The following is a 22,457-nucleotide window of genomic DNA, read 5'->3' as shown; positions in this document are numbered from 1 at the left end:
CTTGAGCCAAAGAGCCGAGCCATGACCGACATCGCCGACATCGTCGCCCGCCAGATCCTCGACAGCCGGGGCAATCCGACGGTCGAGGTCGATGTCACGCTGGAAGACGGTTCGTTCGGCCGCGCCGCCGTTCCGTCCGGCGCGTCTACGGGCGCGCACGAAGCGGTCGAACTGCGTGACGGTGACAAGGACATGTGGGGCGGCAAGGGCGTCCAGAAGGCGGTCGACGCCGTGAACGGCGAAATCTTCGACGCCCTGTCCGGCATGGACGCCGAGCAGCAGCGCCGGATCGACGAGGCGATGATCGAACTGGACGGCACGCCCAACAAGGGCCGTCTGGGCGCCAACGCGATCCTGGGCGTGTCTCTGGCGGTCGCCAAAGCCAGCGCCTTGTCGGCCAATCAGGAACTGTATCGCTATCTGGGCGGAGTCTCGGCCCGCGTCCTGCCGACCCCGATGATGAACATCATCAACGGCGGCGCCCACGCCGACAATCCGATCGACATCCAGGAGTTCATGATCCTGCCCACCGGCGCCGAGACCTTTTCGGACGCCGTGCGTATGGGAGCCGAAATCTTCCACGCCCTGAAGAAGCAACTGAAGGACGCCGGTCACAACACCAACGTTGGCGACGAGGGCGGCTTTGCGCCCAATCTGGCGTCGGCCGACGAGGCGCTGAGCTTCATCACCAAGGCGGGCCAGGCGGCGGGCTACCTCGCGGGCGAGGATTTCCACCTGGGCCTCGACGTCGCCTCGACCGAGTTCTTCAAGGACGGCAAGTACGTCATGGCGGGCGAGGGCAAGACCGTCGATTCCGAAGGCATGGCCGCCTACTTGGTCGACTTGTGCGAACGCTTCCCGATCGTGTCGATCGAGGATGGTATGGCCGAGGATGACTTCGACGGCTGGCGCCTGCTGACCGAGCGCCTGGGCGACCGCGTCCAACTGGTCGGCGACGATCTGTTCGTGACCAATCCGGCGCGTCTGGCTGCGGGTATCGGCGAAGGTCTGGCCAACTCGATCCTGATCAAGGTCAACCAGATCGGCACCCTGTCCGAGACGCTGGACGCCGTCGATATGGCCCACCGCGCAGGCTACACCGCCGTGATGAGCCACCGGTCGGGCGAGACCGAGGACTACACCATCGCCGACCTAGCCGTGGCGACCAACTGCGGGCAGATCAAGACCGGCTCGCTGGCCCGCTCTGACCGGGTGGCGAAGTACAATCAGTTGCTCCGCATCGAGGAAATGCTGGGCGATCAGGGCGTCTATTTCGGCGATGGCATGCTGCTGAAATAGGAAACGGAATTGTCGGCGGAGAATCAGCGTTTTCCGCCGACAATCTTACGGTCAAGCTACATTTCGTTAGGCATTTTCGGGCACGGTTTCTGAACTGTGTTTTCGCGCTCAGAAGGAGCGTCTCAAGTGCCCGAACGGATGAAACCTTACCGCCTGTCCCTCGCCCTGTTGCTGCTTCTCGCCTATCTCGGGGTGCAGGCGCTGACGGGCGAGCGCGGACTGCTGAGCGGATCATCTCGCGACGCCTTGCTGGGGCAGCGCGAGGACCAGCTGGCGCATCTGACCGAGCAGCGCCGCGACCTTGAGACACGGGTTCGCTATCTGCGCACCGACAGTCTGTCTCGCGATCTTTTGGAAGAGCGCGCGCGCGCTGTGCTCGGCTTCTCCGATCCACGCGATTATGTGATCCGCGTCTCGGCCCCGGCCGCCCAAGGCTAAGCAGCCTTCACCACTTGAACTATTGTTACAGGGCGACCCGCACCCCTTTGCGTTACCGGAAGGAAGGCTGCTAAAGCCCCTTTCCGTAACGATAAGAAGGCGTCGGTTCTCGGCGCCTAGCCGGGAGATACCGGATGGCGAAAGCCCCAGCCAAATCCGCTCAGACGACCACGCCTGACAAACTGCCCAACACGCCGACGGCGTCCAAGGAAGACCTTCTGCGCTTCTATCGCGAGATGGTTCTGATCCGCCGCTTCGAAGAGCGTGCGGGCCAACTCTACGGCATGGGTCTGATCGGCGGCTTCTGCCACCTGTACATCGGCCAGGAGGCCGTGGCGGTCGGCGTTCAGGAGAGCGTCAAACAAGGCCACGACAAGATTATCACCGGATACCGCGACCACGGCCACATGCTGGCCGCCGGCATGGATCCCAAGGAAGTCATGGCTGAGCTGACCGGCCGCAGCGGCGGTTCGTCCAAGGGCAAGGGCGGCTCGATGCACATGTTCGACGTGCCGACCGGCTTCTATGGCGGTCACGGCATCGTCGGCGCCCAGGTGGCGCTGGGCACCGGCTTGGCCTTCGCCGGCAAGTATCGCGGCGACGATTCGGTGGCCTTCGTCTATTTCGGCGACGGCGCCTCGAACCAGGGGCAGGTGTACGAGAGCTTCAACATGGCGCAGCTGTGGAAGCTGCCGGCCATCTACATCATCGAGAACAACCAGTACGCCATGGGCACGAGCATCGAACGCTCGTCCTCGACGACCGAACTGTATCAGCGCGGCGCCAGCTTCGGCATTCCGGGCGAGCAGGTCGACGGCATGGACGTGCTGGCCGTGCGCGACGCGACGGCGCGTGCGGTGAAGCGCGCCCGCGAGGGCGGCGGTCCCTTCATCCTGGAAGTGAAGACCTATCGCTATCGCGGTCACTCGATGTCAGACCCGGCCAAATACCGGACCAAGGAAGAGGTCGACGAGGTCAAGAAGACCCGCGACCCGATCGATCACCTGAAGACGCTGCTGTCGGCCGCCAATGCGACCGAGGACGAGCTCAAGGCCATCGATACCGAAATCAAGGCGATCGTCGCCGAAGCTGTTCAATTCGCCCAAGAGAGCCCGGAACCCGATCCGTCCGAGCTCTATACCGACGTCTACGTGGAGGCCTGATCCGTGACCGACATTCTGATGCCGGCGCTGTCCCCCACGATGGAAGAGGGCACGCTGACCAAATGGCATATCAAGGCGGGCGACACCGTGTCGGCCGGCCAGGTGATCGCCGAGATCGAAACCGACAAGGCGACGATGGAAGTCGAGGCCGTGGACGAAGGCGAAGTGCTGGAAATCCTGGTCGCCGAAGGCTCCGAGAACGTGAAGGTCAACACGCCGATCGCGCGTCTGGCCGGCGAAGATGGCGCAGCGGCGCCTGCGCCGAAGGCTGACCCCGCGCAGGGCGAAGCTGAGGCTCCCAAGGCTGCGGCCGAAGGCAAGACCGGCGATCCGGAAAAGGCGCCAGCCCAGACCGCGACGCCCAAGGTCGAACTGCGTGACCCGGAAATCCCGGCCGACGCCAAACTGGTCAAGACGACCGTGCGCGACGCCCTGCGTGACGCCATGGCCGAAGAAATGCGTCGCGATGACCGCGTCTTCCTGATCGGCGAGGAAGTCGCCCAGTACCAGGGCGCTTACAAGGTCAGCCGCGACCTGCTGCAGGAGTTCGGCGACCAGCGCGTCGTCGATACTCCGATCACCGAGCATGGCTTCGCCGGTTTGGGCGTCGGCGCGGCCATGTCGGGCCTGAAGCCGATCGTCGAGTTCATGACGTTCAACTTCGCCATGCAGGCGATCGACCACATCATCAACTCAGCCGCCAAGACGCTCTATATGTCGGGCGGTCAGATCCGCGCGCCCATCGTCTTCCGCGGTCCGAACGGCGCCGCTTCGCGCGTCGGCGCCCAGCACAGCCAGGACTATTCGGCCTGGTATGCGCAAGTGCCGGGTCTGAAGGTCATCGCACCCTATGACGCGGCCGACGCCAAGGGCTTGCTGAAAGCCGCCATCCGCGACCCGAACCCGGTCGTCTTCCTCGAACACGAGATGATGTACGGCCTGGAGTTCGATGTGCCGGAGGTCGAGGACTATGTCCTGCCGATCGGCAAGGCCAAGGTCCGCCGCGAAGGCAAGGACGTCACCATCACCGCCCACAGCCGCATGGTCGGCTTCGCCCTGCAGGCCGCCGAGAAGTTGGCCGAGGAGGGTATCGAGGCTGAGGTGATCGACCTGCGCACTCTGCGCCCCCTGGATCACGAGACCATCGTCGAGAGCGTCAAGAAGACGAACCGCCTGGTCTCTGCCGAAGAGGGCTGGGGTCCGATGGGCGTCGGCGCCGAGGTCGTCGCTCGCGTCATCGAACATGCTTTTGACTATCTGGATGCTCCGCCGCTGCGCGTGCACCAGGAAGACGTGCCGCTGCCCTACGCCGCCAACCTGGAGGTGTTGTCGCTGCCGGGCGTGGACAAGATCATCGCCGCCGTGAAACAGGTGATGGCATGACCGAGGCATCGGAGTTCATGCTGACGACGCCAGACAGCGTCGCTGCTGACGCCGCAGCCATTGAAGTCCTCCGGATGTGGTGGTCGAAGGACGAGCCGGTGATGTCCGTCAAACCGGCCTTCAACGATCCCATACAGTTCGGTCGGCTGCTGGCCTATGCGGCTCGACATATGGCGCATGGTTATGCCGTGCGGCATCAACACGATGAAACTGCGGCCTACCACCGCATCCTCGAAGGTCTCAGCGAAGTGGTGAAGGCGAATGACGTCCGCACTGTCGCCGAACCGATTACGCCAACCGGGGGGAACGCCTGATGACCGACATCCTGATGCCGGCCCTGTCTCCGACGATGGAGGAGGGCGTTCTGGCCAAGTGGCACGTCAAGGTCGGGGACGTCGTCTCCGCCGGAGACGTGATCGCTGAGATCGAAACCGACAAGGCCACGATGGAAGTCGAGGCCGTGGACGAGGGCGAAGTCACCGACATCCTGGTCGCTGAAGGCACGGAAGGCGTGAAGGTCAATACGCCCATCGCCCGCCTGAAGGACGAGGGCGGCGCGGCCGCAGCCAAGCCGGCTGAAAGGTCGGCTGCAAAAACGGAAGCCCCCAAGGCCGAGGCTGCTCCTGCTGCTGCCGAGGCGCCCAAGGCGGCTACGCCTGCCGCTCCGGCGCCCGCCGCGCCGAAGTCGGACAGCGGAGATCGCATCTTCTCGTCACCGCTCGCTCGACGAATCGCCGCCCAGAACGGCGTCGATCTGAAGTCAATCAAGGGCACCGGTCCGCATGGTCGCATCGTCAAGCGCGACGTCGAAGGGGTGGCGAAGGGCGCAACTCAACCGGCTGCCGCATCGGCAACGACCGCCGCCGCGACTTCGGGCATCGAGCCGCGCAAAGCGCAGTCGCTGGCGCAGATGGGCATTCCGGACGGCAGCTACGACCTGATCCCGCTGGACGGCATGAAGAAGGCCGTCGCGCGCCGCATGGTCGACAGCGTCCAGAATGTGCCGCACTTCCCGCTGTTCATCGACTGCGAGATCGACCAGCTGATGGCCGTGCGCGCCAAGGTCAACAAGATGCTGGAGCCGCAAGGGATCAAGGTCTCGGTCAACGACTTCGTCATCAAGGCCGCCGCCCTGGCGTTAAAGATGGTGCCGGAGGCGAACGCCTCCTACACGCCCGAAGGCATCGCCATGCACCACAACGCCGATGTCTCCATGGCGGTGGCGATCGATGGCGGCCTGATCACCCCGATCATCAAAAAGGCCGAAACCAAGGGTCTGGCGCAGATCGCGACCGAGTCCAAGGACCTGGCCAAGCGCGCCCGCGACCGCAAGCTGAAGCCGGACGAGTTCCAGGGCGGCACCTTCTCGGTGTCCAACCTGGGCATGTTCGGCATCAAGCAGTTCACCTCGATCATCAATGAGCCGCAGGGCTGCATCATGAGCGTGGGCGCAGGCGAGCAGCGCGCGGTCGTCAAGAACGGCCAGGTCGTGCCGGCCACGGTCATGACCGTGACCCTGACCTGCGATCACCGCGTGGTGGACGGCGCGACCGGCGCCCGCTTCCTGCAAGCGTTCAAGCCGCTGATCGAAGATCCCGTCGCGATGCTGGCGTAAGGGGAGGGTGAGGTCATGACCTCGGTCTATGACTTCTCCGCCCGCGCCATCGACGGCACGGACGTTTCGCTCGATCGCTTTCGCGGTCAGGCGTTGCTGATCGTGAACACAGCGTCCAAGTGCGGCTTCACCGGCCAATACGACGGTCTGGAAAAGCTGCACCGGGCGTTCGCTGATCAGCCGTTCGAGGTGTTGGGCTTTCCCTGCAACCAGTTCGGCGAGCAGGAACCGGGCAAGGCGGCGGAAATCGCCGCCTTCTGCGCCACCAGTTTCGACGTGACCTTTCCCCTCTTCGACAAGGTGGAGGTCAATGGACCGAACCGACACCCGCTTTACGCCTGGCTGACCGAACAGAAGCGCGGCTTCCTGGGCTCCAAAGCCATCAAGTGGAACTTCACCAAGTTCCTGACCGACCGCGAGGGCAGGGTGGTCGCCCGCTATGCCCCGCAGACTGAACCCGAGGCCATCAAGGCCGACATCGAGAAGTTGATCTAATGGCTGCTGAATTCGATCTCGTCGTCATCGGCTCGGGCCCCGGCGGTTATGTCGCGGCCATTCGCGCCAGCCAGTTGGGTTTGAAGGTCGCCATCGTCGAGCGCGAGAACCTGGGCGGCATTTGCCTGAACTGGGGCTGCATCCCGACCAAGGCCCTGCTGAAGTCGGGCGAAAAGTTCGAGAGCCTGAGCCATCTGAAGGAGTACGGCCTTTCGGCGTCCGGCGCGTCGTTCGACTTCGACGCCATCATCCAGCGCTCGCGTGGCGTGGCCAAACAACTGAATCAGGGCGTCGGCTTCCTGATGAAGAAGAACAAGATCGAGGTTATCGAGGGTTCGGCCAAGCTGGAGAAGGGCGCCGCCCCGCCAAAGGTCGTGGTCGCTATGAAAGCAGGCGGTTCGCGCGTTTTGGAAGCTAAGTCCGTCATGCTGGCTGTCGGCGCCCGCGCTCGCGCCCTGCCGCAGATCGGGCTGGAAGCCGACGGCGATCGCATTTGGGCCTATCGCGAGGCCATGGCGCCGAAATTCATGCCCAAGTCGATCGTCGTGATCGGTTCGGGCGCCATAGGCATCGAATTCGGCAGCTTCTACCGCGCTCTGGGCTGCGACGTGACTGTGGTCGAGGCGGTGGATCGCATCATGCCGGTCGAGGACGAAGAGGTCTCCAAAGCCGCTCAGAAGTCGTTCGAAAAGCGCGGCATGAAGTTCAAGCTGGGCGCCAAGGTCACCAAGGTGAGCAAGGACGCCAAGGGCGTGAAGGTCGCCGTGGAGATCGGCGGCAAGGCGGAGACCCTGGAGGCCGAGGTCTGCATCTCGGCCGTCGGCATCACCGCCAATACCGACGGCATCGGCCTGGAAGAACTGGGTCTGGAAATGGACCGCGGCCACGTCAAGATCGACGGCCACTGCCAGACCAACGTCAAGGGCCTGTACGCCATTGGCGACTGCGCTGGCGCGCCCTGGCTGGCGCACAAGGCGTCGCACGAAGGCATCCACGCCGCCGAACATATCGCCGGCTACAAGACGCCCAACGTCCATTCACCTATCGCCGGCTGTACCTATGCCCAGCCGCAGGTCGCCTCGGTCGGTGTCACCGAACAGGCTGCGCGCGCCGAGAAGCGCGACGTCAAGATCGGCCGCTTCCCGTTCCGCGTGAACGGAAAGGCGATCGCCTCGGGCGACACCGACGGCTTCGTCAAGGTGATCTTCGACGCCAAGACCGGCGCCCTGATCGGCGCCCACATGATCGGCCACGAGGTCACCGAAATGATCCAGGGCTATGTCACCGCCATCACCATGGAGGCCACGGAAGAAGACATCCACGGGATCGTCTATCCGCATCCGACCATGTCGGAGGCCATGCACGAAGCGGCGCTGGACGCCTATGGGCGTGTGATCCACATCTAAGCCAGAAACCGAAACGGCCCCGGAGTGCTCCGGGGCCGTTTCTCGTTTCAGGCAGGCGGCGTCAGCGCTTCTTGCCCAATTCCGCCGCGATATCCTTGGTCATGCGCCCAACCTTGCGGTGCGCGGCGGTGATCTGGTCCTTGGTCACGCCCCAGCGTTTCATCCAGTATTCGACCGACTGACGTTCCGACAGATCGATCCGATCCTTGTCGATGAAGCCGCGCTTATCCTTGAGGCCCGCCATCTTTGGCTCCGTTCATTGGGTCAGAGCGCCGGCTTAGGCCTTCTCGACAAAGCTGTCGATCACGCGCTTTTCCCCGGCCTTTTCGAACTCGACCAGCAGCTTGTTACCTTCGATGACACGCACGTTTCCGTAGCCGAACTTCTGGTGGAAGACGCGTTCGCCCTTTTTCCAACCTGAGCTGGATTTGGGGTCGGCGGTGGCGATCAGGCGGCCGTCGCCTTCGATGACGGCCTTGCGCGCCGGAAGCTTGGCTGGCGTCTGAGCGGCGGTGAAGGATTGGGCGCGTTTCCAGCCGGGGGAGGAATAGCCGCTGCCGAACGATGGCGCGTCGTCCCAGCGGCTCTTGGCCTCCTTCATGCCGGACGAAGCGCCGTAATAGCCGGTGTCGGACTGGGGATCGACGTGGGCGATGGGCAGTTCGTCGACGAAGCGACTGGGCAGTTGCGAGGTCCAGCGGCCATAGACCAACCGGTTGGCGGCGAAGGAGATGCGGGCGTCCTGCTTGGCGCGGGTGACGCCGACATAGGCCAGGCGGCGTTCCTCCTCGAGACCCTTCTCGCCCTTTTCGTCGATGCTGCGCTGGCTGGGGAAAACGCCTTCCTCCCAGCCGGGCAGGAAGACCAGCGGAAACTCCAGACCCTTGGCGCCGTGCAGGGTCATGATCTGCACCGCCCCATCGCCATTGGGATCATCGCTGGTCGCGCGCTCTAGATCCATAACCAGAGAGACGTGCTCCAGATAGGCTTGCAGCGTCTCAAACTGCTGCATCGACTGGGTCAGTTCCTTCAGGTTTTCCAGGCGGGTTTGGCCGCTGGTGCGGTCGGCCTTCTGCATGTCGGTATAGCCGCTCTCCTCCAGCACCGTCTCCATGACCTGCCAGTGGGGCGTGGTCTCGGACAGTTGGCGCCAGCGGTCGATATCGCGCACGAAGTTGGACAGGGCGGTGCGGGTGCGGGCCTGAAGCTCGTCGGTATTGATCAGGCCCCGCACGGCTGTGAGGGCCGACAGGTCGTGCTGGCGCGCCAGTTGCAGGATTTTCTGCACGCTGGTGTCGCCGATGCCGCGCTTGGGCACATTGACGATCCGCTCGAAGGCGAGGTCGTCATCTTCCGACAGGATCAGGCGCAGATAGGCGTGGGCGTCGCGGATTTCGGCGCGCTCGAAGAAGCGCGGCCCGCCGATGACGGTGTAGGGGATGGCCAGCATGACGAGCCGTTCTTCAAAGGCGCGCATCTGGAATGAGGCTCGGACCAGAATGGCCATGTCCTTGTATTTCAGGCCCGGTTCGCCGGCGTGGGGACGGCGGGCGGTCTCGATCTCGTCGGCGATCAGCCGGGCCTCGGCCTCGCCGTCCCAGACGCCGCGTACGCGTACCTTGTCGCCGCTGTCGTCCTCAGTCCAAAGGGTCTTGCCCAGCCGGTCGCGGTTGGCCGCGATCAGGCCGGACGCCGCGCCCAGGATATGACTGGTCGAGCGATAGTTCCGCTCCAGCTTGACGATCTTGGCGCCGGGAAAGTCCCGCTCGAACCGCAGGATGTTGTCCACCTCGGCCCCGCGCCAGCCATAGATCGACTGATCATCGTCGCCGACGCAGCAGACGTTGCCGGTGGAGGCGGTTAGGAGCCGAAGCCACAGATACTGGGCGACGTTGGTGTCCTGATATTCGTCCACCAGGATGTATCGGAACCGACGGCGATATTCCTCAGCCAGGTCCGCATGCTGCGACAGGATGGTGATGTTGTGCAGCAGCAGATCGCCGAAGTCGCAGGCGTTCAGGCTGCGCAAACGCGCCTGATAGGCGGCGTACAGACCCTGACCCTTGCCGTTGGCGAAGTCCTCGCCGGGCGGCAGCTTGTCCGGCGTCCAGCCGCGGTTCTTCCAGTGGTCGATCAGGCCAGACAGCGACTTGGGCGTCCAGCGTTTGGTGTCGATGTTGGCCGCTTCCAGCAGCTGTTTCAGCACCCGTTCTTGGTCGTCGGTGTCCAGGATGGTGAAGCTGGATTTCAGGCCGACAAGTTCGGCGTGGCGACGCAAGATCTGGGCGGCGATGGAGTGGAAGGTGCCCAGCCAGCGCAGCCCTTCGGCGGACGGGCCGATCAGATGGGTGATCCGTTCGCGCATTTCGCGCGCGGCCTTGTTGGTGAAGGTGACGGCCAGCATCTCCCACGGCTTGGCCCGGCCCGTCGCCAAGATGTGCGCCAGCCGTGTCGTCAGGACGCGAGTCTTGCCCGTGCCCGCGCCCGCCAAAACCAGAACCGGCCCCTCGGTCGTCTCGACCGCCTCGCGCTGCTCCGGGTTCAGCCCTCTCAGATAGTCATTCGACGCCTCGCCCTCGGGCGCGCGGGCTCGCGCCAGGTCGGAAATACGGGGGGCGGGAAGGTCGGTCACAGGCGCAGAAACATCCGTCAGTCAGATTCGAAATCGGAACATAAGGGGACCGCACGGCAATGTCAGGGCCGCCGCCACAATGATACCTCGGAACCCGGCGGATCGACGGCCGGTTCCTAGGTGCGATGCAGCAGAACACTGACAAAAGGGACGCGGCGTCACACCGCAAACCACGCGGCAAGAAGGCCGGGTGGTGGGCCTTCGTTCTGGGCATGGTCGGAATGTTCGTGATCCTGACCGTCTGGGTCGTGTTGGTCGAGATGGGTCAAGATCCGCACGCCGACGTCGATTTCATCGGGCAACCGCAATCCTCCGACGCCGGACCGCCCAAGACTACTTCAGACTATAGGTGATGGTCGTAACGACCCGGATCTTCTTGTCGATGGAGGCGGCTTCGTCGCCGGCTGCGCCATCGCGCGGCAGGATTTCGAACGAGCCCTGGGTGGCCTGACGGATCGAGCCCAAGGGCGTTCCGCTGTCCTTGGCGAACTGTTCCGCCCCGGTGCGCGCCGCCGCTGTGCCCTCGGCGATCATTTGCGGGCGCACGTCGTTCAAATTGGTGAAGATATAGGACGGACCCTGGAAGTCCTGCAGCACCACGTCCTGACGCACCAGATCGTTGAGCAGTCGCGTCGTTGCCTGAACTCGGGCGACATCGTTGGTCCGCACGATCACCGTCTGAGCCAGGATGAAGCGTGGACCGCCGTTCTGGGCGGCGTATTCTCGCGACCGGGTGTCGGCCACCTCCAACCGGCCCAATTCGATGGCCTGGGCAGGGTAGCCCTGGGCGGTGAGGAAGCGGCGGACCAGCGCCAGATCGCTGTCGATCTTGGTTTGAACTTCCGAAAGGACATCGCCCGAGGCCGTGAAGCGTAGCGGCAGGACGGCGAGGTCCGCTTTTACATTGCGTTCGGACAGGCCGCGCACCGTCACGGTGCGGTCGCCGGCGCGCGCGTGAATGACGCCCTGACCGATAAGGGCGCCGGCGCCGATGAAGCCGACAGCCAGAAGACCGCCGACCACGGCGGCTGGAAGCAGACGATTGTCGGACATGATCAGGTCTCCGTTGGATCGAAGCTACGCCGGTCTTCCATGATCCGCCACCCAGTCCAGCGCCAGCAGGCGACAGGCGGAGGCGAGGGGGCGTCGGCCGCGACCGGCGTCGATTTCAGCCAGAAGCTGCGCCTTGCTGAGGCTGCGGGCAGCCGCGATCCGGTCCAGCACGGCCCAGAATTCGGGCTCCAGCGCCACCGACGTTGCATGGCCGGCGAGCGCGACCGAACGTTTGCTGAGGCTGCTCAACGCGCCGACTTCAGCACGATCTCGGTCGAGGCCGGCGCGCCGTTCGTCAGGACCGCGTGGCGGGTGTCTGTGACGAAGACCAGAGCGCCGGCCGCGTCTCGGATTTCGGCGCGCGCAGCATAGCTGTGGCGCGGATCGATCTGAGACGTGGGAAAGCCAAGGGTGACGCGATAGGGCGGGGCGCCGCTCAGCGGCTCTCGCGTCTCGGCGAGAACCTTGGCGGGAGCGTCGGCCAGACTGACGTCCTCAACCCTAACGGTCAGGACATGGCCGGGCGGCAGCATGATCCGTTCGCGATAGGTGGCGGTCACGTTTACGACTGTCGTTCCGGTCGTCATGTCCGGCGTGGCGGCGCAGGCAGCCAAAACCAGAGTGGCGGGCAGGATGAGGGGGGCGTTTCGCATGGCGATCTCCTTCGAGGCGCCCAGTGTGTCACACTCAGGCGCAAGACGTGAGGGCGCGTGGCGTTAGGGCGTGTTATGCGGGCCGTCCACCGCCGGAGATCAACCCTTGAGCCGCCCCTCTGCGATCGTCGCGATCGCCATCTGCGCCCTGATCTGGGGCACGACCTGGTATGCGATCACCCTGCAGCTGGGGCCGGTTGATTCCATCGTCTCCATCGTCTGGCGGTTTGGTCTGGCGTCGGCGGTGCTGTTCGCCTTCTGCGCCGTGACGCGACGGCCGCTGCGTCTGACGCGCAGCCAGCATCTGGCCGCCATCGGACAGGGCGCCTTCGTCTTCGCGGTCAGCTATGGCTTCGTCTATGCCGCGGAAGGGCAGGTGGCGTCGGCTGTGGTCGCGGTGATCTTCGCCGCCCTGGCCTTTGTGAACCTGATCCTGTTTCGGCTGCTTGGCGGCCAGAAGGCGGCGCCAGCGGCGTGGATCGGCGCAATACTGGGCGTCATGGGCGTCGGGGTCTTGTCCTACGGCCAGATCACGGCGGCGGGCGCCGGCCTCAATCCGGGGCTGGGCGTCCTCTTCGCCCTGACCGCCGTATTGGCTTCGGCGCTCGGCAACTGGTTCGCCTGGAAGGGACAGCAGGCGGGCGCGCCGGTGATGGCCGCCACGTCCTGGGCGATGGCTTATGGCACAGCCATGTTGGCGCTGTACGGCATGGCGACCGGCGTGACGTGGCGGATTGAGCCGACGCCGGACTATGTCCTGTCGCTGCTTTATCTCTCGCTGTTCGGGTCGGTGATCGCGTTCGGCTTGTACTTCACCATCGCGCGCCAACGCGGCTATGCCCTGGCCAGCTACATCTCGGCTTTGACGCCGCCCATCGCCATGCTGGTGTCTGTGCTCTTCGAGGGGGCGCGTTTCGGCTGGAGCGCCCTGATCGGACTGGCGCTCGTGCTGGCGGGGCAGGTCATGCTCATCCGCGCGCCCAAGGCCTGAGCCGTCAGTCGTCGTTTTTCGGCTCCAGCTTCTGACCGTCCAACTGCTTATCGGCGCGATGACGCTCAAGAGCGGACAGGGTCTTCTCGGCCTTGGAGCGTCCATGGGCCAAGCGGTTGGCGGCGGCCAACGCTTTGTCGTCGGCCCTGGCGCGGGTCTTTCGCGCCCGGTTCAGATTGATGATCTCGCCCATGACTACCCCTTGGGCTTTTCGGCGGGGGGCGCATCGGCCGGAGGTTTGGCCGAGGGCTCGGGCGCCAGCACAGCCGGCACCTGAGACTCCGAGATCGTCGTCTGGGGGATGAAGGGCTGGTCCGCCGGGCGCTCGCCCAGCCGGGTCCAGGCATCGGCGCCGCGTCCGCGCTGGCGACCCAGTTCGAACATGGCCGTCATGGTCTCTTGATCGAACTTCAGGCTGGAGGCGGCGACATTGTCTGGAATGGCCGATAGCGCCATGTTCAGCCCATTGCGCCGCGCGAACGCCGCCGTCACCGCCAAATGGATGCGGAGCGACGCTTTGCTCATGCTGTCATAGGTCCGCGCCAGGATCCCCGACAGGCGGCCGGGCGTGACCCCGTCGTTGCGACCGACCTGACCGTTGACGATCACGTAGAGGGCGCCGACGCGGCCTTCGTCCTTTGGGCGGGTCCAGAGCATCAGGTCCTCAGGGATGGCCAGGAACGGCGTGTTGACGCCGCCGTCGACGTGCATTTCCAGTACCACCTTATCGTCGTCCTGAAGCCCGGCGATCAGAACCGGGGGAAAGACGCCGGGAATGCTGGCTGAGGCGACCAGCACCTCCTTGAACAGCTCGCGGGCATTGTCGTCGCCCTGGGTCGCCAGAAGGCCCATGTCCCAGATGACGGTTTCCTCGCTGTCCAGATCGGTCGTCGCCACCAGCAGGCGTCGGCCCTTGGCGTGTTCGCGCGCGACAGCCTGCATCAGTTCAGGGGTGACGTTCTCGTCCACCAGATTGCGTAGGACCTGCGACGAGAACAGGCTCGGGTTCAGGAAGGCGGCGAAACTGCGCCAGCTCAGCAGATTGCTGGCGGCGCCGCTGGTGTAGGCGTGCTGAAGTTCGTCGTCCCAATCCGATCCAAGAAAGGCGAACGGAGCGGCAAGCGCCCCCGTGCTGACGCCGGTGACCACGTCGAACGCAGGGCGATCGCCCTGTTCGGTCCAACCGACCAGCAGCCCGGCGCCGTAGGCTCCGTTTGCGCCGCCGCCGGACAGCGCCAGGATCGAGGTTGGTTTGTCGGGTCGAAGCCGCTGACCGATTTCCTGGGTGAAGGCCTGCAGGCGCGCGCCGTCGCTGGCGCGGATGCGAGGGTCTTCGGCCTTGACGAGCGTGCCGTCGGTGATCCGCAGGGGTCCAGTCGGGCGATCCAGGGTTCCACACGCCGACAGGGCCAAGGCCATGAGGACGCCGAACAGACCTGATCCAATCCGCCGCATATCTTGAGTTCCGGTTCCGTGTGAACGCCGGCTTCTACCGCGTCCTGGCCAATCCTGTCATCAAGGCCATGAACAAGCGTCGCCGTTTGAAACCGTCAGAAGCTGGGTGTGTTCTCATCGGCAAGACAAACCAAACGCGTGGAGATACACATGGTCGACGTTTCGCTCATCAAGGAACACCTCGAAGTCGTAGGCTCGGACGGCGGTCACGTGGGCCGGGTCGATCACGTCCTGGGCGACCAGATCGAACTGGCGAAGCTGGATTTCGCCGGCGGCTTCAAGCACCACATGATCCCGGTGAGCTGGGTCGAACGGGTTGACGACAAACACGTCCATCTGAGCCTGACGCAAGACGACGCCAAGGCGCGCTGGACCGAGAAGCCGCACTAAGGCCGATCTGACGCCGATTTAATAAAGGCCCCGCTGCACAAGCGGGGCCTTTTGCTTATCTGAGGTACGTCGCATTGGGCGACATCGGAGCCTGTCTTGATGCGCCTGATCCTGAATATCCTCTGGCTCATCTTCGGCGGCTGGATTTCCGGCCTTGTGTGGCTGCTGGGCGGCGCGATTCTGGCGCTGACCGTCGTCGGCCTGCCGTGGACGTTCGCGGCGTGGCGCATCGCCAGCTATTCGTTCTGGCCCTTCGGCCGCGAGATCGTGTGGCAGGACACGCATCCCGTCGCTGGCTGTGTCGGCGTCGTGTTGAACGTGATCTGGTTCGTCGTGGCCGGCTGGTACATCGCCCTGACGCATTTGATCATCGCCGTGGCGGAGTTCGTCTCCATCATCGGCATTCCGTTCGCGCTGAAGGACCTCGAATTGGCCAAGCTGGCGCTGGCGCCGGTCGGACGCACCATTCGCGAGAAGGCCTGACCTAATAGAAAACGCCGATGTCAGACGACGTCGGCGTTTCAAAATCTCGTTCTTGGATGGGATTAGCCCGGCGAGATCATCTTCTCCGGCCGAACGGCTTCATCGAACTCCGCGTCCGTGAGATAGCCGCCGCCGACAGCCTCTTCGCGCAACGTTGTGCCGTTCTTGTGCGCGGTCTTGGCGATCTTGGCGCACAGGTCATAGCCGAGTTTGCCGTTCAGAGCGGTGACTAGCATCAGCGAGTTGTTCAGGCCGCGCGCAATATTATCCTCGCGCGCCTCGATGCCGACGACGCAGTTGTCGGTGAAGCTGATGGCCGCGTCGGCGACCAGGCGCACCGACTGCAGGAAGTTGTAGGCCATCACGGGATTGTAGACGTTCAGCTCGAAATGGCCTTGCGACCCGGCGAAGGTCAGGGCGGCGTTGTTGCCAAACACCTGGACGCAGACTTGTGTCAGGGCCTCGCATTGGGTCGGATTGACCTTGCCCGGCATGATCGACGAGCCCGGCTCGTTTTCCGGCAGCGCCAGTTCGCCCAGACCCGAACGCGGACCGGACCCCAGGAACCGGATGTCGTTGGCGATCTTGAACAGGCTGGCGGCGACCGTATTGATGGCGCCGTGGCTGAAGACCATGGCGTCGTGGGCGGCCAGGGCCTCGAACTTGTTCGGGGCCGTGGTGAAGGGAAGACCGGTGATCTCAGCGATCTGGGCCGCAACCTTTTCGGCGAAGCCGATGGGCGCGTTCAGGCCGGTGCCGACGGCGGTGCCGCCCTGCGCCAATTCCATCAGGGCCGGCAGTGTCTGCTCGATGCGCTTGATGCCGTTCTCGACCTGTTGCGCATAGCCGCCGAACTCCTGGCCCAGCGTCAGAGGCGTGGCGTCTTGGGTATGGGTGCGGCCGATCTTGATGATGTGGCCCCAGGCCTTGGCCTTGGCGTCCAGCGCAGCGTGCAGATGTTTCAAGGCCGGGATCAGGTCGTTGACCACCTGTTCGGCGCAGGCGACGTGCATGGCCGTGGGATAGGTGTCGTTGGACGACTGGCTCATGTTGACGTGGTCGTTGGGGTGGACAGGCTTCTTGGAGCCCATCTCGCCGCCTAGAATCTCGATGGCGCGGTTCGAGATCACCTCATTGGCGTTCATGTTCGACTGGGTGCCGGAGCCCGTCTGCCAAACCACGAGCGGGAAGTGGTCGTTCAGCTTTCCGTCGATGACCTCGTTGGCGGCTTTGATGATGGCGTCGGCCAGGGCTGGGTCCAGCTTGCCGAGGTCACGATTGGTCTCGGCGGCCGCACGCTTGACGATGCCCAAGGCGCGCACGACAGGCAGGGGCTGCTTTTCCCAACCGATCTTGAAGTTGCCCAGCGACCGCTGCGCCTGAGCGCCCCAGTAGCGATCGGCGGCGACTTCGATCGGGCCGAAGGTGTCGGTCTCTGTGCGGACGTTGCTCATGCGCGTAAATCTCGTCTCTCAGGCGTGGCGATGGGTTGCGCGGCGGTGTAGCACGAGAGCCATGCAGGGCAAGAAGAGCGCGGATATCCTCACACCGGCAATCGTCGCATGACCGCCGGCTGGATCGGGACCGGCAAGGTCAGGGCGCGCGAGGATGGCGATGCGGTCGAGATCGTTATCGACGGCCTCACGACCCAGGCCAAATACTACAAGCCGCTGGTCTATGAGTTCATGCGCAAGGAATGGCGCGGAGCCAGGCCATCATGGGGCGACCATGTCGTCGAAATCCGCATGGAGCATGTCGGCGAGCCGCCGTGGATGGACCTCGACAACCTGGCCAAGGCCTTGCTCGACTCCATCAAGGGTTATCTGTTCCACGACGACGCCCAGGTCGCGCGGCTGCTGGTCGAAAGACGCGAAGGCGAAAGAGAGCGGATCCTGATCCGCTCCTATCCGCGCAAGGACTGACGGCGGCTATTTCTTGCGGAACTGGTCCAGCGAAACGACCTTGGGGCCGTCCGAAATCGGCGGCATGTCCTGGGGCGGGGTCGGCTCGTCTTCGACCTCGTCCAGAAGCTGCGGGTCTTCGAACTGCAGCAGGAATTGGACGCTGGGATCGTAGAAGCGCGTGATCGCGGAATAGGGGATGACCAGGCTCTTGGGCATGCCGCCGAAGCGCAACTTGACCGAGAAACGCTCAGGCTCGACGCGCAGATCGTCATACTGGTGCTGCAGAACGACCGTCATCTCTTCTGGATATTTCGCCAGAATGTCAGGGGCCACGCTGACGCCGACGGCCCGTGTCTTGAAGGTGATGTAGAAGTGGTGGGCGCCGGGCAGGCCCTCGGCCAGCACGCGTTCCAGCGCGGCGCGCATGACGCCGCGCAGGGCTTCCTGCGCCAGCTGTTCGTACCGCATCTCATCGACCGGAGGGGCCTGGTCGCTCATCGTCACCTCACATCAGAGCGCGACTGATAGCGGCGCAGGGCCGTAGGCGAAAGGTGTCATGAAGGTAAAGCGCCGGGATTCTGGCGCCAGGCTCCCGATCATCTTTTGGAAAGTGCCGGGGGTTCTGTTGCCAGGCCCCCCGACGGGCCCCGCCCAGGGATCTGAACCCCTAGGACTTAAGATTCGAAATCACTCGAACCGCATTACGCGGCGAGAGCGACTTCTCCAGCGAAGTTATCGTTCGCAGTTAGAAAATGGCCCGATACGGTGGGCCAGGACGAGCGAAAGCAATCCTCTTTACACGTCCGTCGATGCTAGTCGGCCCCATGCTGCCTCCGCCGATAACGCGGGGAGAAAGTTGGTGGAGCCGCCGGGAATCGCACCCGGGTCCGGTCCGCTTATTACAAGCGCGTTTATCGCTATAGTCCGGCCGAAGCCGGACCAGACGAATATAGGCGCAGCCGTGAGGCATTCCAAGCGCCGGATTGCACTCAGGCGCGGCGCCAGTCCGGCGTCTGGTTTCGAAACCACGTCAACTGACGTTTGGCGTAGTTGCGGGTAGCTTGTTTAAGGGCGGCGATCGCGTCGTCGCGGGCCAGATCGTCGGACAGGTAGGCGGCCAGTTCTCTGACCCCGACCGCCTTCATGGCGGGCAGGGCGGGGTTCAATCCGCGGTCCACTAGGGCTTGGACTTCGGCTATGGCGCCCTGATAGATCATCAGGTCCACGCGCTGGTCGCAGTTTGCATAGAGTTGCTGACGCTCGGGCTCCCTGACCCATCCGGTCCATGAACCCGGCGCCAACAAGGGTTGAGTGTCGGCCTTCCAGGCGCTCAACGCGCGGCCGCTGGCGATGAAGACGCTCATGGCCCGCACCAGTCGCTGGCGGTCTCCGTGTTCGATGGCCTGCGCCGCCTCGGCATCGATCTGGCTCAGGCGCTGGCGGAAACCCGGCTCGCCCAGCGCGGCATAGTCGGCTTCCACCTGATCGCGCACCGCGCTCGGCACCGCTGGAATGTCGGCCAAGCCTCGTGTCAGGCTAATGAAGTAAAGGCCTGTCCCGCCCACCAGAATGGCCGGGCGACCCTGTTCACGAAGGTCGTCGAGCGACGCCATCACCGCGCGGCTCCAGCGTCCGACCGACCAGGCGTCGGCCGCGTCCGCGACGCCATACAGTCGATGGTCGGCCTGGGCTTCATCCTCCGCCGAGGGGCGGGCCGTCAGGATACGCAGGTCGGCGTAGAGCTGTTGGCTGTCGGCATTGATGATCACCGCGCCCGTTTCGCGCGCCATCGTCAGCGCCAGCGCGGACTTGCCTGAGGCGGTGGGGCCAGCGATCAGGGTGATTGAGGGCGGTTGGGACAAATCGTGGCTCGCGGGACGGGTTCGAGGGCGATAGAACGCGCGCATCATCGCCTGCAAGTCTTCTGGAGACCGCCTTGGTCGAACGCACCGCCGTCATCGCTGCCCTCGACGCCGTCATCGATCCGGTTTCCGGCCAGGGGTTGGTCGCCGCTGGTCTGGTTCAGGGTCTGGTCGTGGCCGAGGATCGCGCGGGGTTTGCTCTGGAAGTCGATCGCACCCAAGCCGCCGCATATGCCCCGGTCCGTGATGCGGCGGAGGCTGCGCTAAAGGCCATTCCCGGCATGGCGCGCGTTTCGGTCATTCTAACCGCCGAGACCAAGCCGGTTGCTGCGCCGCGCACGGCGAGCCTATCAAAGGCGGCGGTCGATCAGGGCCGCGCCAAGGCGCCCCTCCCGACCGATCGTCCGGCCCATGTTCGCCGCGTCTTGGCCGTCGCCAGCGGCAAGGGCGGGGTCGGCAAGTCCACCGTCGCCGTAAATTTGGCCGCTGCACTTTCGGCGCGCGGGCTTTCGGTCGGCATTCTCGACGCCGATGTGTATGGGCCGTCGCTGCCGACCATGCTGGGCATCAGCGGTCAGCCCGCCTACGAGGACGGCGCCATCGTGCCGCACATCGCCCACGGGCTGAAAGCCATGTCGGTCGGCCTTCTGACCAAGATGGATGACGCCATGATCTGGCGTGGACCCATGGCGTCGCAGGCCATCACGCAGATGCTGACCCAGACGCGTTGGGGGACAGCTGATGCGCCCCTGGACGTGCTGGTGGTCGATCTGCCGCCAGGCACGGGCGACGTGCAGCTGACCCTGATCCAGAAGACGCCGCTGGATGGAGCGGTGATCGTTTCGACGCCGCAGGAAGTCGCTCTGGCCGATGCGCGACGCGCCCACACCTTGTTCCAACGCGTCAATGTCTCGACGTTGGGCCTGATCGAGAACATGAGCGGTCCGGTGTTTGGTGAAGGCGGGGGGAAGGCCGAGGCCGAGCGCCTATCCATCCCGTTCTTGGGCGCCTTGCCGCTCGACGCCGCCTTGCGGGAGGGCGGCGATGCCGGGCGACCGCCTGTCGCAACCGACCCGCAGGGCGATATCGCCCGCCGCTTCGCCGAAATAGCCGCGCGAGTCTCTGCGGCGCTCGGGATTTAGAAAAAGCCGAGGCAGGGGGTTTTCAAACGCAACCCTGTTCGCCACCTTCGGTGCTACAGATACCCAAGGAGATACGATGAGCCTCGACGCCCTGTTCAGCCCTTTCACGATCAAGGGGCTGACCCTGCCCAACCGCATCGTCATGGCGCCCATGACCCGGTCCTTCTCGCCGAACGGCGTCCCGACCTCCGACGTCGCCGCCTATTATCGCCGTCGCGCCGAGGGCGGGGTGGGACTGATCGTGACGGAGGGCACGGTCGTCGAGCGGCCGGCGGCGCGCAACGACGCCAATGTTCCGGTCTTCCACGGCGAAGCGCTGCCGGAGTGGAAGTCCGTGGTTGAAGAGGTTCATGCCGCCGGCGGTCTGATCGCGCCGCAGATCTGGCACGTAGGCTCGGCGCGGGGACGCGGCGATGACTGGGCGCCGCTGGGCAAGGTGGACAGCCCGTCGGGCATGACCATGCCGGGCAAGACCAAGCTGGAGCCGATGACGGAGGAAGATGTCGCCGACACCATCGCCGCTTTCGGCCGATCGGCCCGCGCGGCTCGCGATCTCGGCTTCGACGCCGTCGAAATCCACGGCGCCCACGGCTATCTGATCGATCAGTTCTTTTGGGGCGGCCTGAATGCGCGCGAGGACCGCTGGGGCGGACCGACCATCGCCGACCGCGCCCGATTCGGCGCCGAGGTCGTGAAGGCGGTGCGTGAAGGCGTCGGCGACGACATCCCCGTCATCCTGCGCCTGTCGCAGTGGAAGCTGCAGGATTACACGGCCCGCATCGCCGAGACGCCGGAACAGATGGTCGAGTGGCTGACCCCGCTGTCGGACGCCGGCGTCGATGTCTTCCATTGCTCGCAGCGCCGCTTCTGGGAGCCGGAGTTCGAAGGCTCGGACCTGAACTTCGCCGGCTGGACTAAGAAGCTGATGGGCAAGCCCACGATCACCGTCGGGTCCGTGGGCCTGGACGGCGAGTTCATCGCGGCCTTCGGCGGCGAAGGTTCAAAGCCCGCCTCGCTGGACGGTCTCCTGCGCCGTCTGGAGAACGAGGAGTTCGACCTAGTCGCCGTCGGCCGCGCGCTGCTGGCCGATCCTCAGTGGGTCGCCAAGATCCGCGACGGTCGTGAAGACGAGCTGCGCAACTTCGAGCGTTCCGACCTGATGACCCTGTCCTGATCGGGAAACGTCGAGCCGGTTATGCCGGCTCGACGATCACGCCCGTGCCGTAGCATAGCACCTCGGTCACGCCCGGCATGATCTCCGTCGCGTCATAGCGGACGGCCAGGATGGCGTTGGCGCCGTGGGCCTGGGCGTGTTTGACCAGTTCGTCATAGGCTTCCTGACGTCCCGCCTCAGCCAGTTTCACATAGGCGCCGACGCGGCCGCCCAGCATGGACTGGACCCCGCCGATGGCGTCGGAGATGGCGTTGCGAGAGCGGACCGTGACACCGCGCACCAGTCCGATGTGGCGGGTGACGCGAAAGCCGGGCAGGTCGTTGGTCGTGGTGACGTACATCTGTTTCTCCTAGCGGCGTTCCAGCACTCGGAAGGTGAAGGCGTGATCGTCCTTCTCACCCGCCGGGTGCGATTCTGACGATACCTCGACCCAAGCGGTTTCGTCGAATGCAGGAAAGACGGCGTCGCCTTCGGGAGAGGCGTCGACCTCGGTGATGTAGAGGCGCCTGGCGCGGGGAAGGGACGCCTCGAACAGGGCGGTGCCGCCGATGATGCAGATCTCATCGAAGCCATCGTCCTCGGCTGTTTCGCGCCCGATCTCGATGGCCTCGTCCAGAGTGGCGCAGACCAGCGCGCCCTTTGCCATCCCATCGGCCTCGTACGACTCGTCGCGCGTCAGCACCAGATTGAGGCGCCCCGGCAAGGGCTTCAGTGGCAGGCTCTCCCAGGTCTTACGGCCCATCAGGCAGGGCTTGCCCACGGTGACGGCCTTGAACCTCTGCAAGTCGCTGCGGAGCCGCCAGGGCAGGTCGCCGTCGCGGCCGATGACGCCGTTTTGGCCGCGGGCAAAAACCAAGGAAATGATGGGCTGGGGCAAGAACCTTGACCGTATCGATGCGTTGAAGTGACCCATCCAATG

General features: G+C 64.6%; 27 protein-coding genes and 1 other RNA gene. 15 read left to right on the top strand and 13 right to left on the bottom strand.

From position 1 onward, the window contains the following. The first annotated feature begins 21 nt into the window (after positions 1-21). The 8 genes from eno (at position 22) to lpdA (ending at position 7,799) form a co-directional block, all read left to right on the top strand. Complete coding sequence (gene eno, locus JX001_RS10690; RefSeq protein WP_039243670.1) at positions 22-1,299, top strand: phosphopyruvate hydratase; 1,278 nt, start codon at positions 22-24, stop codon at positions 1,297-1,299. Positions 1,300-1,437: 138 nt separating this feature from the next. Then, the gene (locus tag JX001_RS10685; protein ID WP_017504845.1) at positions 1,438-1,737 is read left to right on the top strand and encodes an FtsB family cell division protein; all 300 of its coding nucleotides are present in this window, start codon (positions 1,438-1,440) and stop codon (positions 1,735-1,737) included. A gap of 134 nt (positions 1,738-1,871) precedes the next feature. After that, a complete protein-coding gene (gene pdhA / locus JX001_RS10680; RefSeq protein WP_055753757.1) occupies positions 1,872-2,900 on the top strand; it encodes a pyruvate dehydrogenase (acetyl-transferring) E1 component subunit alpha in 1,029 nt (342 codons plus the stop codon). A gap of 3 nt (positions 2,901-2,903) precedes the next feature. Beyond that, positions 2,904-4,283 (top strand): pyruvate dehydrogenase complex E1 component subunit beta, encoded by a 1,380-nt coding sequence (locus JX001_RS10675; protein WP_205681048.1) that lies wholly within the window; start codon positions 2,904-2,906, stop codon positions 4,281-4,283. Further along, entirely contained in the window at positions 4,280-4,597 is a 318-nt protein-coding gene (locus JX001_RS10670; protein WP_205681047.1) for a DUF5076 domain-containing protein, read from the top strand. Before JX001_RS10675 ends, JX001_RS10670 begins: the two co-directional genes overlap by 4 nt. Continuing rightward, positions 4,597-5,898 carry a pyruvate dehydrogenase complex dihydrolipoamide acetyltransferase gene (locus JX001_RS10665; RefSeq protein WP_205681046.1) on the top strand — a complete coding sequence of 434 codons (1,302 nt, stop codon included), beginning with the start codon at positions 4,597-4,599 and terminating at the stop codon, positions 5,896-5,898. Before JX001_RS10670 ends, JX001_RS10665 begins: the two co-directional genes overlap by 1 nt. Before the next feature lie 15 nt (positions 5,899-5,913). Beyond that, entirely contained in the window at positions 5,914-6,393 is a 480-nt protein-coding gene (locus JX001_RS10660) for a glutathione peroxidase (protein WP_066624773.1), read from the top strand. Beyond that, positions 6,393-7,799: a dihydrolipoyl dehydrogenase gene (lpdA, locus tag JX001_RS10655; RefSeq protein ID WP_205681045.1), complete on the top strand. Its 1,407-nt coding sequence runs from the start codon at positions 6,393-6,395 to the stop codon at positions 7,797-7,799. Before JX001_RS10660 ends, lpdA begins: the two co-directional genes overlap by 1 nt. A gap of 61 nt (positions 7,800-7,860) precedes the next feature. Here lpdA and JX001_RS10650 read toward each other — a convergent pair whose 3' ends face one another. After that, positions 7,861-8,043, bottom strand: coding sequence for a DUF3606 domain-containing protein (locus JX001_RS10650; RefSeq protein WP_055753752.1), 183 nt, complete (start codon positions 8,041-8,043; stop codon positions 7,861-7,863). A gap of 33 nt (positions 8,044-8,076) precedes the next feature. Continuing rightward, positions 8,077-10,431 (bottom strand): ATP-dependent helicase, encoded by a 2,355-nt coding sequence (locus tag JX001_RS10645; RefSeq protein WP_434082618.1) that lies wholly within the window; start codon positions 10,429-10,431, stop codon positions 8,077-8,079. 125 nt (positions 10,432-10,556) lie between these two features. Here JX001_RS10645 and JX001_RS10640 point away from each other — a divergent pair, with 125 nt between their 5' ends. Next, the gene (locus JX001_RS10640; protein ID WP_205681044.1) at positions 10,557-10,784 is read left to right on the top strand and encodes a hypothetical protein; all 228 of its coding nucleotides are present in this window, start codon (positions 10,557-10,559) and stop codon (positions 10,782-10,784) included. On the opposite strand, the gene JX001_RS10635 is transcribed toward JX001_RS10640, so the two are convergent. Genes JX001_RS10635 through JX001_RS10625 form a run of 3 tightly spaced genes read right to left on the bottom strand, consistent with a single transcriptional unit; the run spans position 10,765 to position 12,137 of the window. Then, positions 10,765-11,484, bottom strand: a complete 720-nt coding sequence (locus JX001_RS10635) for an SIMPL domain-containing protein (RefSeq protein WP_205681043.1) — start codon at positions 11,482-11,484, stop codon at positions 10,765-10,767. The genes JX001_RS10640 and JX001_RS10635 overlap by 20 nt on opposite strands. A gap of 24 nt (positions 11,485-11,508) precedes the next feature. Next, entirely contained in the window at positions 11,509-11,733 is a 225-nt protein-coding gene (locus JX001_RS10630) for a ribbon-helix-helix domain-containing protein (RefSeq protein WP_066624790.1), read from the bottom strand. Continuing rightward, positions 11,730-12,137: a YbaY family lipoprotein gene (locus JX001_RS10625; RefSeq protein WP_205681042.1), complete on the bottom strand. Its 408-nt coding sequence runs from the start codon at positions 12,135-12,137 to the stop codon at positions 11,730-11,732. Before JX001_RS10625 ends, JX001_RS10630 begins: the two co-directional genes overlap by 4 nt. Positions 12,138-12,243: 106 nt before the next feature. On the opposite strand from JX001_RS10625, the gene JX001_RS10620 reads away from it, so the two are divergent. Beyond that, the gene (locus JX001_RS10620) at positions 12,244-13,128 is read left to right on the top strand and encodes a DMT family transporter (protein ID WP_205681041.1); all 885 of its coding nucleotides are present in this window, start codon (positions 12,244-12,246) and stop codon (positions 13,126-13,128) included. Between the two features lie 4 nt (positions 13,129-13,132). On the opposite strand, the gene JX001_RS10615 is transcribed toward JX001_RS10620, so the two are convergent. Together JX001_RS10615 and JX001_RS10610 are read right to left on the bottom strand one after the other, a co-directional pair. Beyond that, on the bottom strand, positions 13,133-13,321 hold the full coding sequence (locus JX001_RS10615; protein WP_205681040.1) for a DUF4169 family protein: 189 nt from the start codon (positions 13,319-13,321) through the stop codon (positions 13,133-13,135). Between the two features lie 2 nt (positions 13,322-13,323). Beyond that, on the bottom strand, positions 13,324-14,583 hold the full coding sequence (locus JX001_RS10610) for a patatin-like phospholipase family protein (RefSeq protein WP_205681039.1): 1,260 nt from the start codon (positions 14,581-14,583) through the stop codon (positions 13,324-13,326). Between the two features lie 150 nt (positions 14,584-14,733). On the opposite strand from JX001_RS10610, the gene JX001_RS10605 reads away from it, so the two are divergent. Both JX001_RS10605 and JX001_RS10600 read left to right on the top strand, forming a co-directional pair. After that, positions 14,734-14,973 (top strand): DUF2171 domain-containing protein, encoded by a 240-nt coding sequence (locus JX001_RS10605; RefSeq protein WP_039243689.1) that lies wholly within the window; start codon positions 14,734-14,736, stop codon positions 14,971-14,973. Between the two features lie 96 nt (positions 14,974-15,069). Then, the gene (locus JX001_RS10600; RefSeq protein ID WP_205681038.1) at positions 15,070-15,456 is read left to right on the top strand and encodes a YccF domain-containing protein; all 387 of its coding nucleotides are present in this window, start codon (positions 15,070-15,072) and stop codon (positions 15,454-15,456) included. 62 nt (positions 15,457-15,518) lie between these two features. Here JX001_RS10600 and fumC read toward each other — a convergent pair whose 3' ends face one another. Next, positions 15,519-16,910 carry a class II fumarate hydratase gene (gene fumC / locus JX001_RS10595; protein ID WP_205681037.1) on the bottom strand — a complete coding sequence of 464 codons (1,392 nt, stop codon included), beginning with the start codon at positions 16,908-16,910 and terminating at the stop codon, positions 15,519-15,521. A 108-nt stretch (positions 16,911-17,018) separates the two neighbouring features. On the opposite strand from fumC, the gene JX001_RS10590 reads away from it, so the two are divergent. After that, entirely contained in the window at positions 17,019-17,378 is a 360-nt protein-coding gene (locus JX001_RS10590) for a RusA family crossover junction endodeoxyribonuclease (RefSeq protein WP_066551435.1), read from the top strand. 6 nt (positions 17,379-17,384) lie between these two features. Here the strand turns inward: JX001_RS10590 and JX001_RS10585 are convergent, their stop codons facing one another. The 3 genes from JX001_RS10585 to miaA form a co-directional block, all read right to left on the bottom strand. Continuing rightward, entirely contained in the window at positions 17,385-17,858 is a 474-nt protein-coding gene (locus tag JX001_RS10585) for an SspB family protein (protein ID WP_017504863.1), read from the bottom strand. A gap of 111 nt (positions 17,859-17,969) precedes the next feature. After that, positions 17,970-18,339: a transfer-messenger RNA gene (ssrA, locus tag JX001_RS10580) on the bottom strand. A 10-nt stretch (positions 18,340-18,349) separates the two neighbouring features. After that, on the bottom strand, positions 18,350-19,150 hold the full coding sequence (miaA, locus tag JX001_RS10575; protein ID WP_241004837.1) for a tRNA (adenosine(37)-N6)-dimethylallyltransferase MiaA: 801 nt from the start codon (positions 19,148-19,150) through the stop codon (positions 18,350-18,352). A gap of 146 nt (positions 19,151-19,296) precedes the next feature. On the opposite strand from miaA, the gene JX001_RS10570 reads away from it, so the two are divergent. Beyond that, complete coding sequence (locus tag JX001_RS10570) at positions 19,297-20,364, top strand: Mrp/NBP35 family ATP-binding protein (RefSeq protein ID WP_205681036.1); 1,068 nt, start codon at positions 19,297-19,299, stop codon at positions 20,362-20,364. A 76-nt stretch (positions 20,365-20,440) separates the two neighbouring features. Then, on the top strand, positions 20,441-21,538 hold the full coding sequence (locus tag JX001_RS10565; protein WP_205681035.1) for an NADH:flavin oxidoreductase: 1,098 nt from the start codon (positions 20,441-20,443) through the stop codon (positions 21,536-21,538). 19 nt (positions 21,539-21,557) lie between these two features. Here the strand turns inward: JX001_RS10565 and JX001_RS10560 are convergent, their stop codons facing one another. Continuing rightward, positions 21,558-21,878 carry a YbjQ family protein gene (locus tag JX001_RS10560; protein ID WP_039243695.1) on the bottom strand — a complete coding sequence of 107 codons (321 nt, stop codon included), beginning with the start codon at positions 21,876-21,878 and terminating at the stop codon, positions 21,558-21,560. 9 nt (positions 21,879-21,887) lie between these two features. After that, positions 21,888-22,415, bottom strand: coding sequence for a dihydrofolate reductase (locus JX001_RS10555; protein WP_205681034.1), 528 nt, complete (start codon positions 22,413-22,415; stop codon positions 21,888-21,890). Positions 22,416-22,457: the final 42 nt, after the last annotated feature.

It is taken from the genome of Brevundimonas fontaquae, from assembly GCF_017086445.1.
Classification (GTDB): domain Bacteria; phylum Pseudomonadota; class Alphaproteobacteria; order Caulobacterales; family Caulobacteraceae; genus Brevundimonas; species Brevundimonas fontaquae.
Note: the sequence above shows the minus strand (reverse complement) of the source record. Positions and strands in the feature narration are given on the sequence as shown.

Excerpts from the sequence above, each read along its gene's own strand:
- eno (WP_039243670.1), top strand. The coding sequence starts at position 22 with ATGACCGACATCGCCGACATCGTCGCCCGCCAGATCCTCGACAGCCGG.
- JX001_RS10685 (WP_017504845.1), top strand. The coding sequence starts at position 1,438 with ATGAAACCTTACCGCCTGTCCCTCGCCCTGTTGCTGCTTCTCGCCTAT.
- pdhA (WP_055753757.1), top strand. The coding sequence starts at position 1,872 with ATGGCGAAAGCCCCAGCCAAATCCGCTCAGACGACCACGCCTGACAAA.
- JX001_RS10670 (WP_205681047.1), top strand. The coding sequence starts at position 4,280 with ATGACCGAGGCATCGGAGTTCATGCTGACGACGCCAGACAGCGTCGCT.
- JX001_RS10665 (WP_205681046.1), top strand. The coding sequence starts at position 4,597 with ATGACCGACATCCTGATGCCGGCCCTGTCTCCGACGATGGAGGAGGGC.
- JX001_RS10660 (WP_066624773.1), top strand. The coding sequence starts at position 5,914 with ATGACCTCGGTCTATGACTTCTCCGCCCGCGCCATCGACGGCACGGAC.
- lpdA (WP_205681045.1), top strand. The coding sequence starts at position 6,393 with ATGGCTGCTGAATTCGATCTCGTCGTCATCGGCTCGGGCCCCGGCGGT.
- JX001_RS10650 (WP_055753752.1), bottom strand. The coding sequence starts at position 8,043 with ATGGCGGGCCTCAAGGATAAGCGCGGCTTCATCGACAAGGATCGGATC.
- JX001_RS10640 (WP_205681044.1), top strand. The coding sequence starts at position 10,557 with ATGCAGCAGAACACTGACAAAAGGGACGCGGCGTCACACCGCAAACCA.
- JX001_RS10635 (WP_205681043.1), bottom strand. The coding sequence starts at position 11,484 with ATGTCCGACAATCGTCTGCTTCCAGCCGCCGTGGTCGGCGGTCTTCTG.
- JX001_RS10625 (WP_205681042.1), bottom strand. The coding sequence starts at position 12,137 with ATGCGAAACGCCCCCCTCATCCTGCCCGCCACTCTGGTTTTGGCTGCC.
- JX001_RS10615 (WP_205681040.1), bottom strand. The coding sequence starts at position 13,321 with ATGGGCGAGATCATCAATCTGAACCGGGCGCGAAAGACCCGCGCCAGG.
- JX001_RS10610 (WP_205681039.1), bottom strand. The coding sequence starts at position 14,583 with ATGCGGCGGATTGGATCAGGTCTGTTCGGCGTCCTCATGGCCTTGGCC.
- JX001_RS10605 (WP_039243689.1), top strand. The coding sequence starts at position 14,734 with ATGGTCGACGTTTCGCTCATCAAGGAACACCTCGAAGTCGTAGGCTCG.
- fumC (WP_205681037.1), bottom strand. The coding sequence starts at position 16,910 with ATGAGCAACGTCCGCACAGAGACCGACACCTTCGGCCCGATCGAAGTC.
- JX001_RS10590 (WP_066551435.1), top strand. The coding sequence starts at position 17,019 with ATGACCGCCGGCTGGATCGGGACCGGCAAGGTCAGGGCGCGCGAGGAT.
- JX001_RS10585 (WP_017504863.1), bottom strand. The coding sequence starts at position 17,858 with ATGAGCGACCAGGCCCCTCCGGTCGATGAGATGCGGTACGAACAGCTG.
- miaA (WP_241004837.1), bottom strand. The coding sequence starts at position 19,150 with ATGGCGCGCGAAACGGGCGCGGTGATCATCAATGCCGACAGCCAACAG.
- JX001_RS10565 (WP_205681035.1), top strand. The coding sequence starts at position 20,441 with ATGAGCCTCGACGCCCTGTTCAGCCCTTTCACGATCAAGGGGCTGACC.
- JX001_RS10560 (WP_039243695.1), bottom strand. The coding sequence starts at position 21,878 with ATGTACGTCACCACGACCAACGACCTGCCCGGCTTTCGCGTCACCCGC.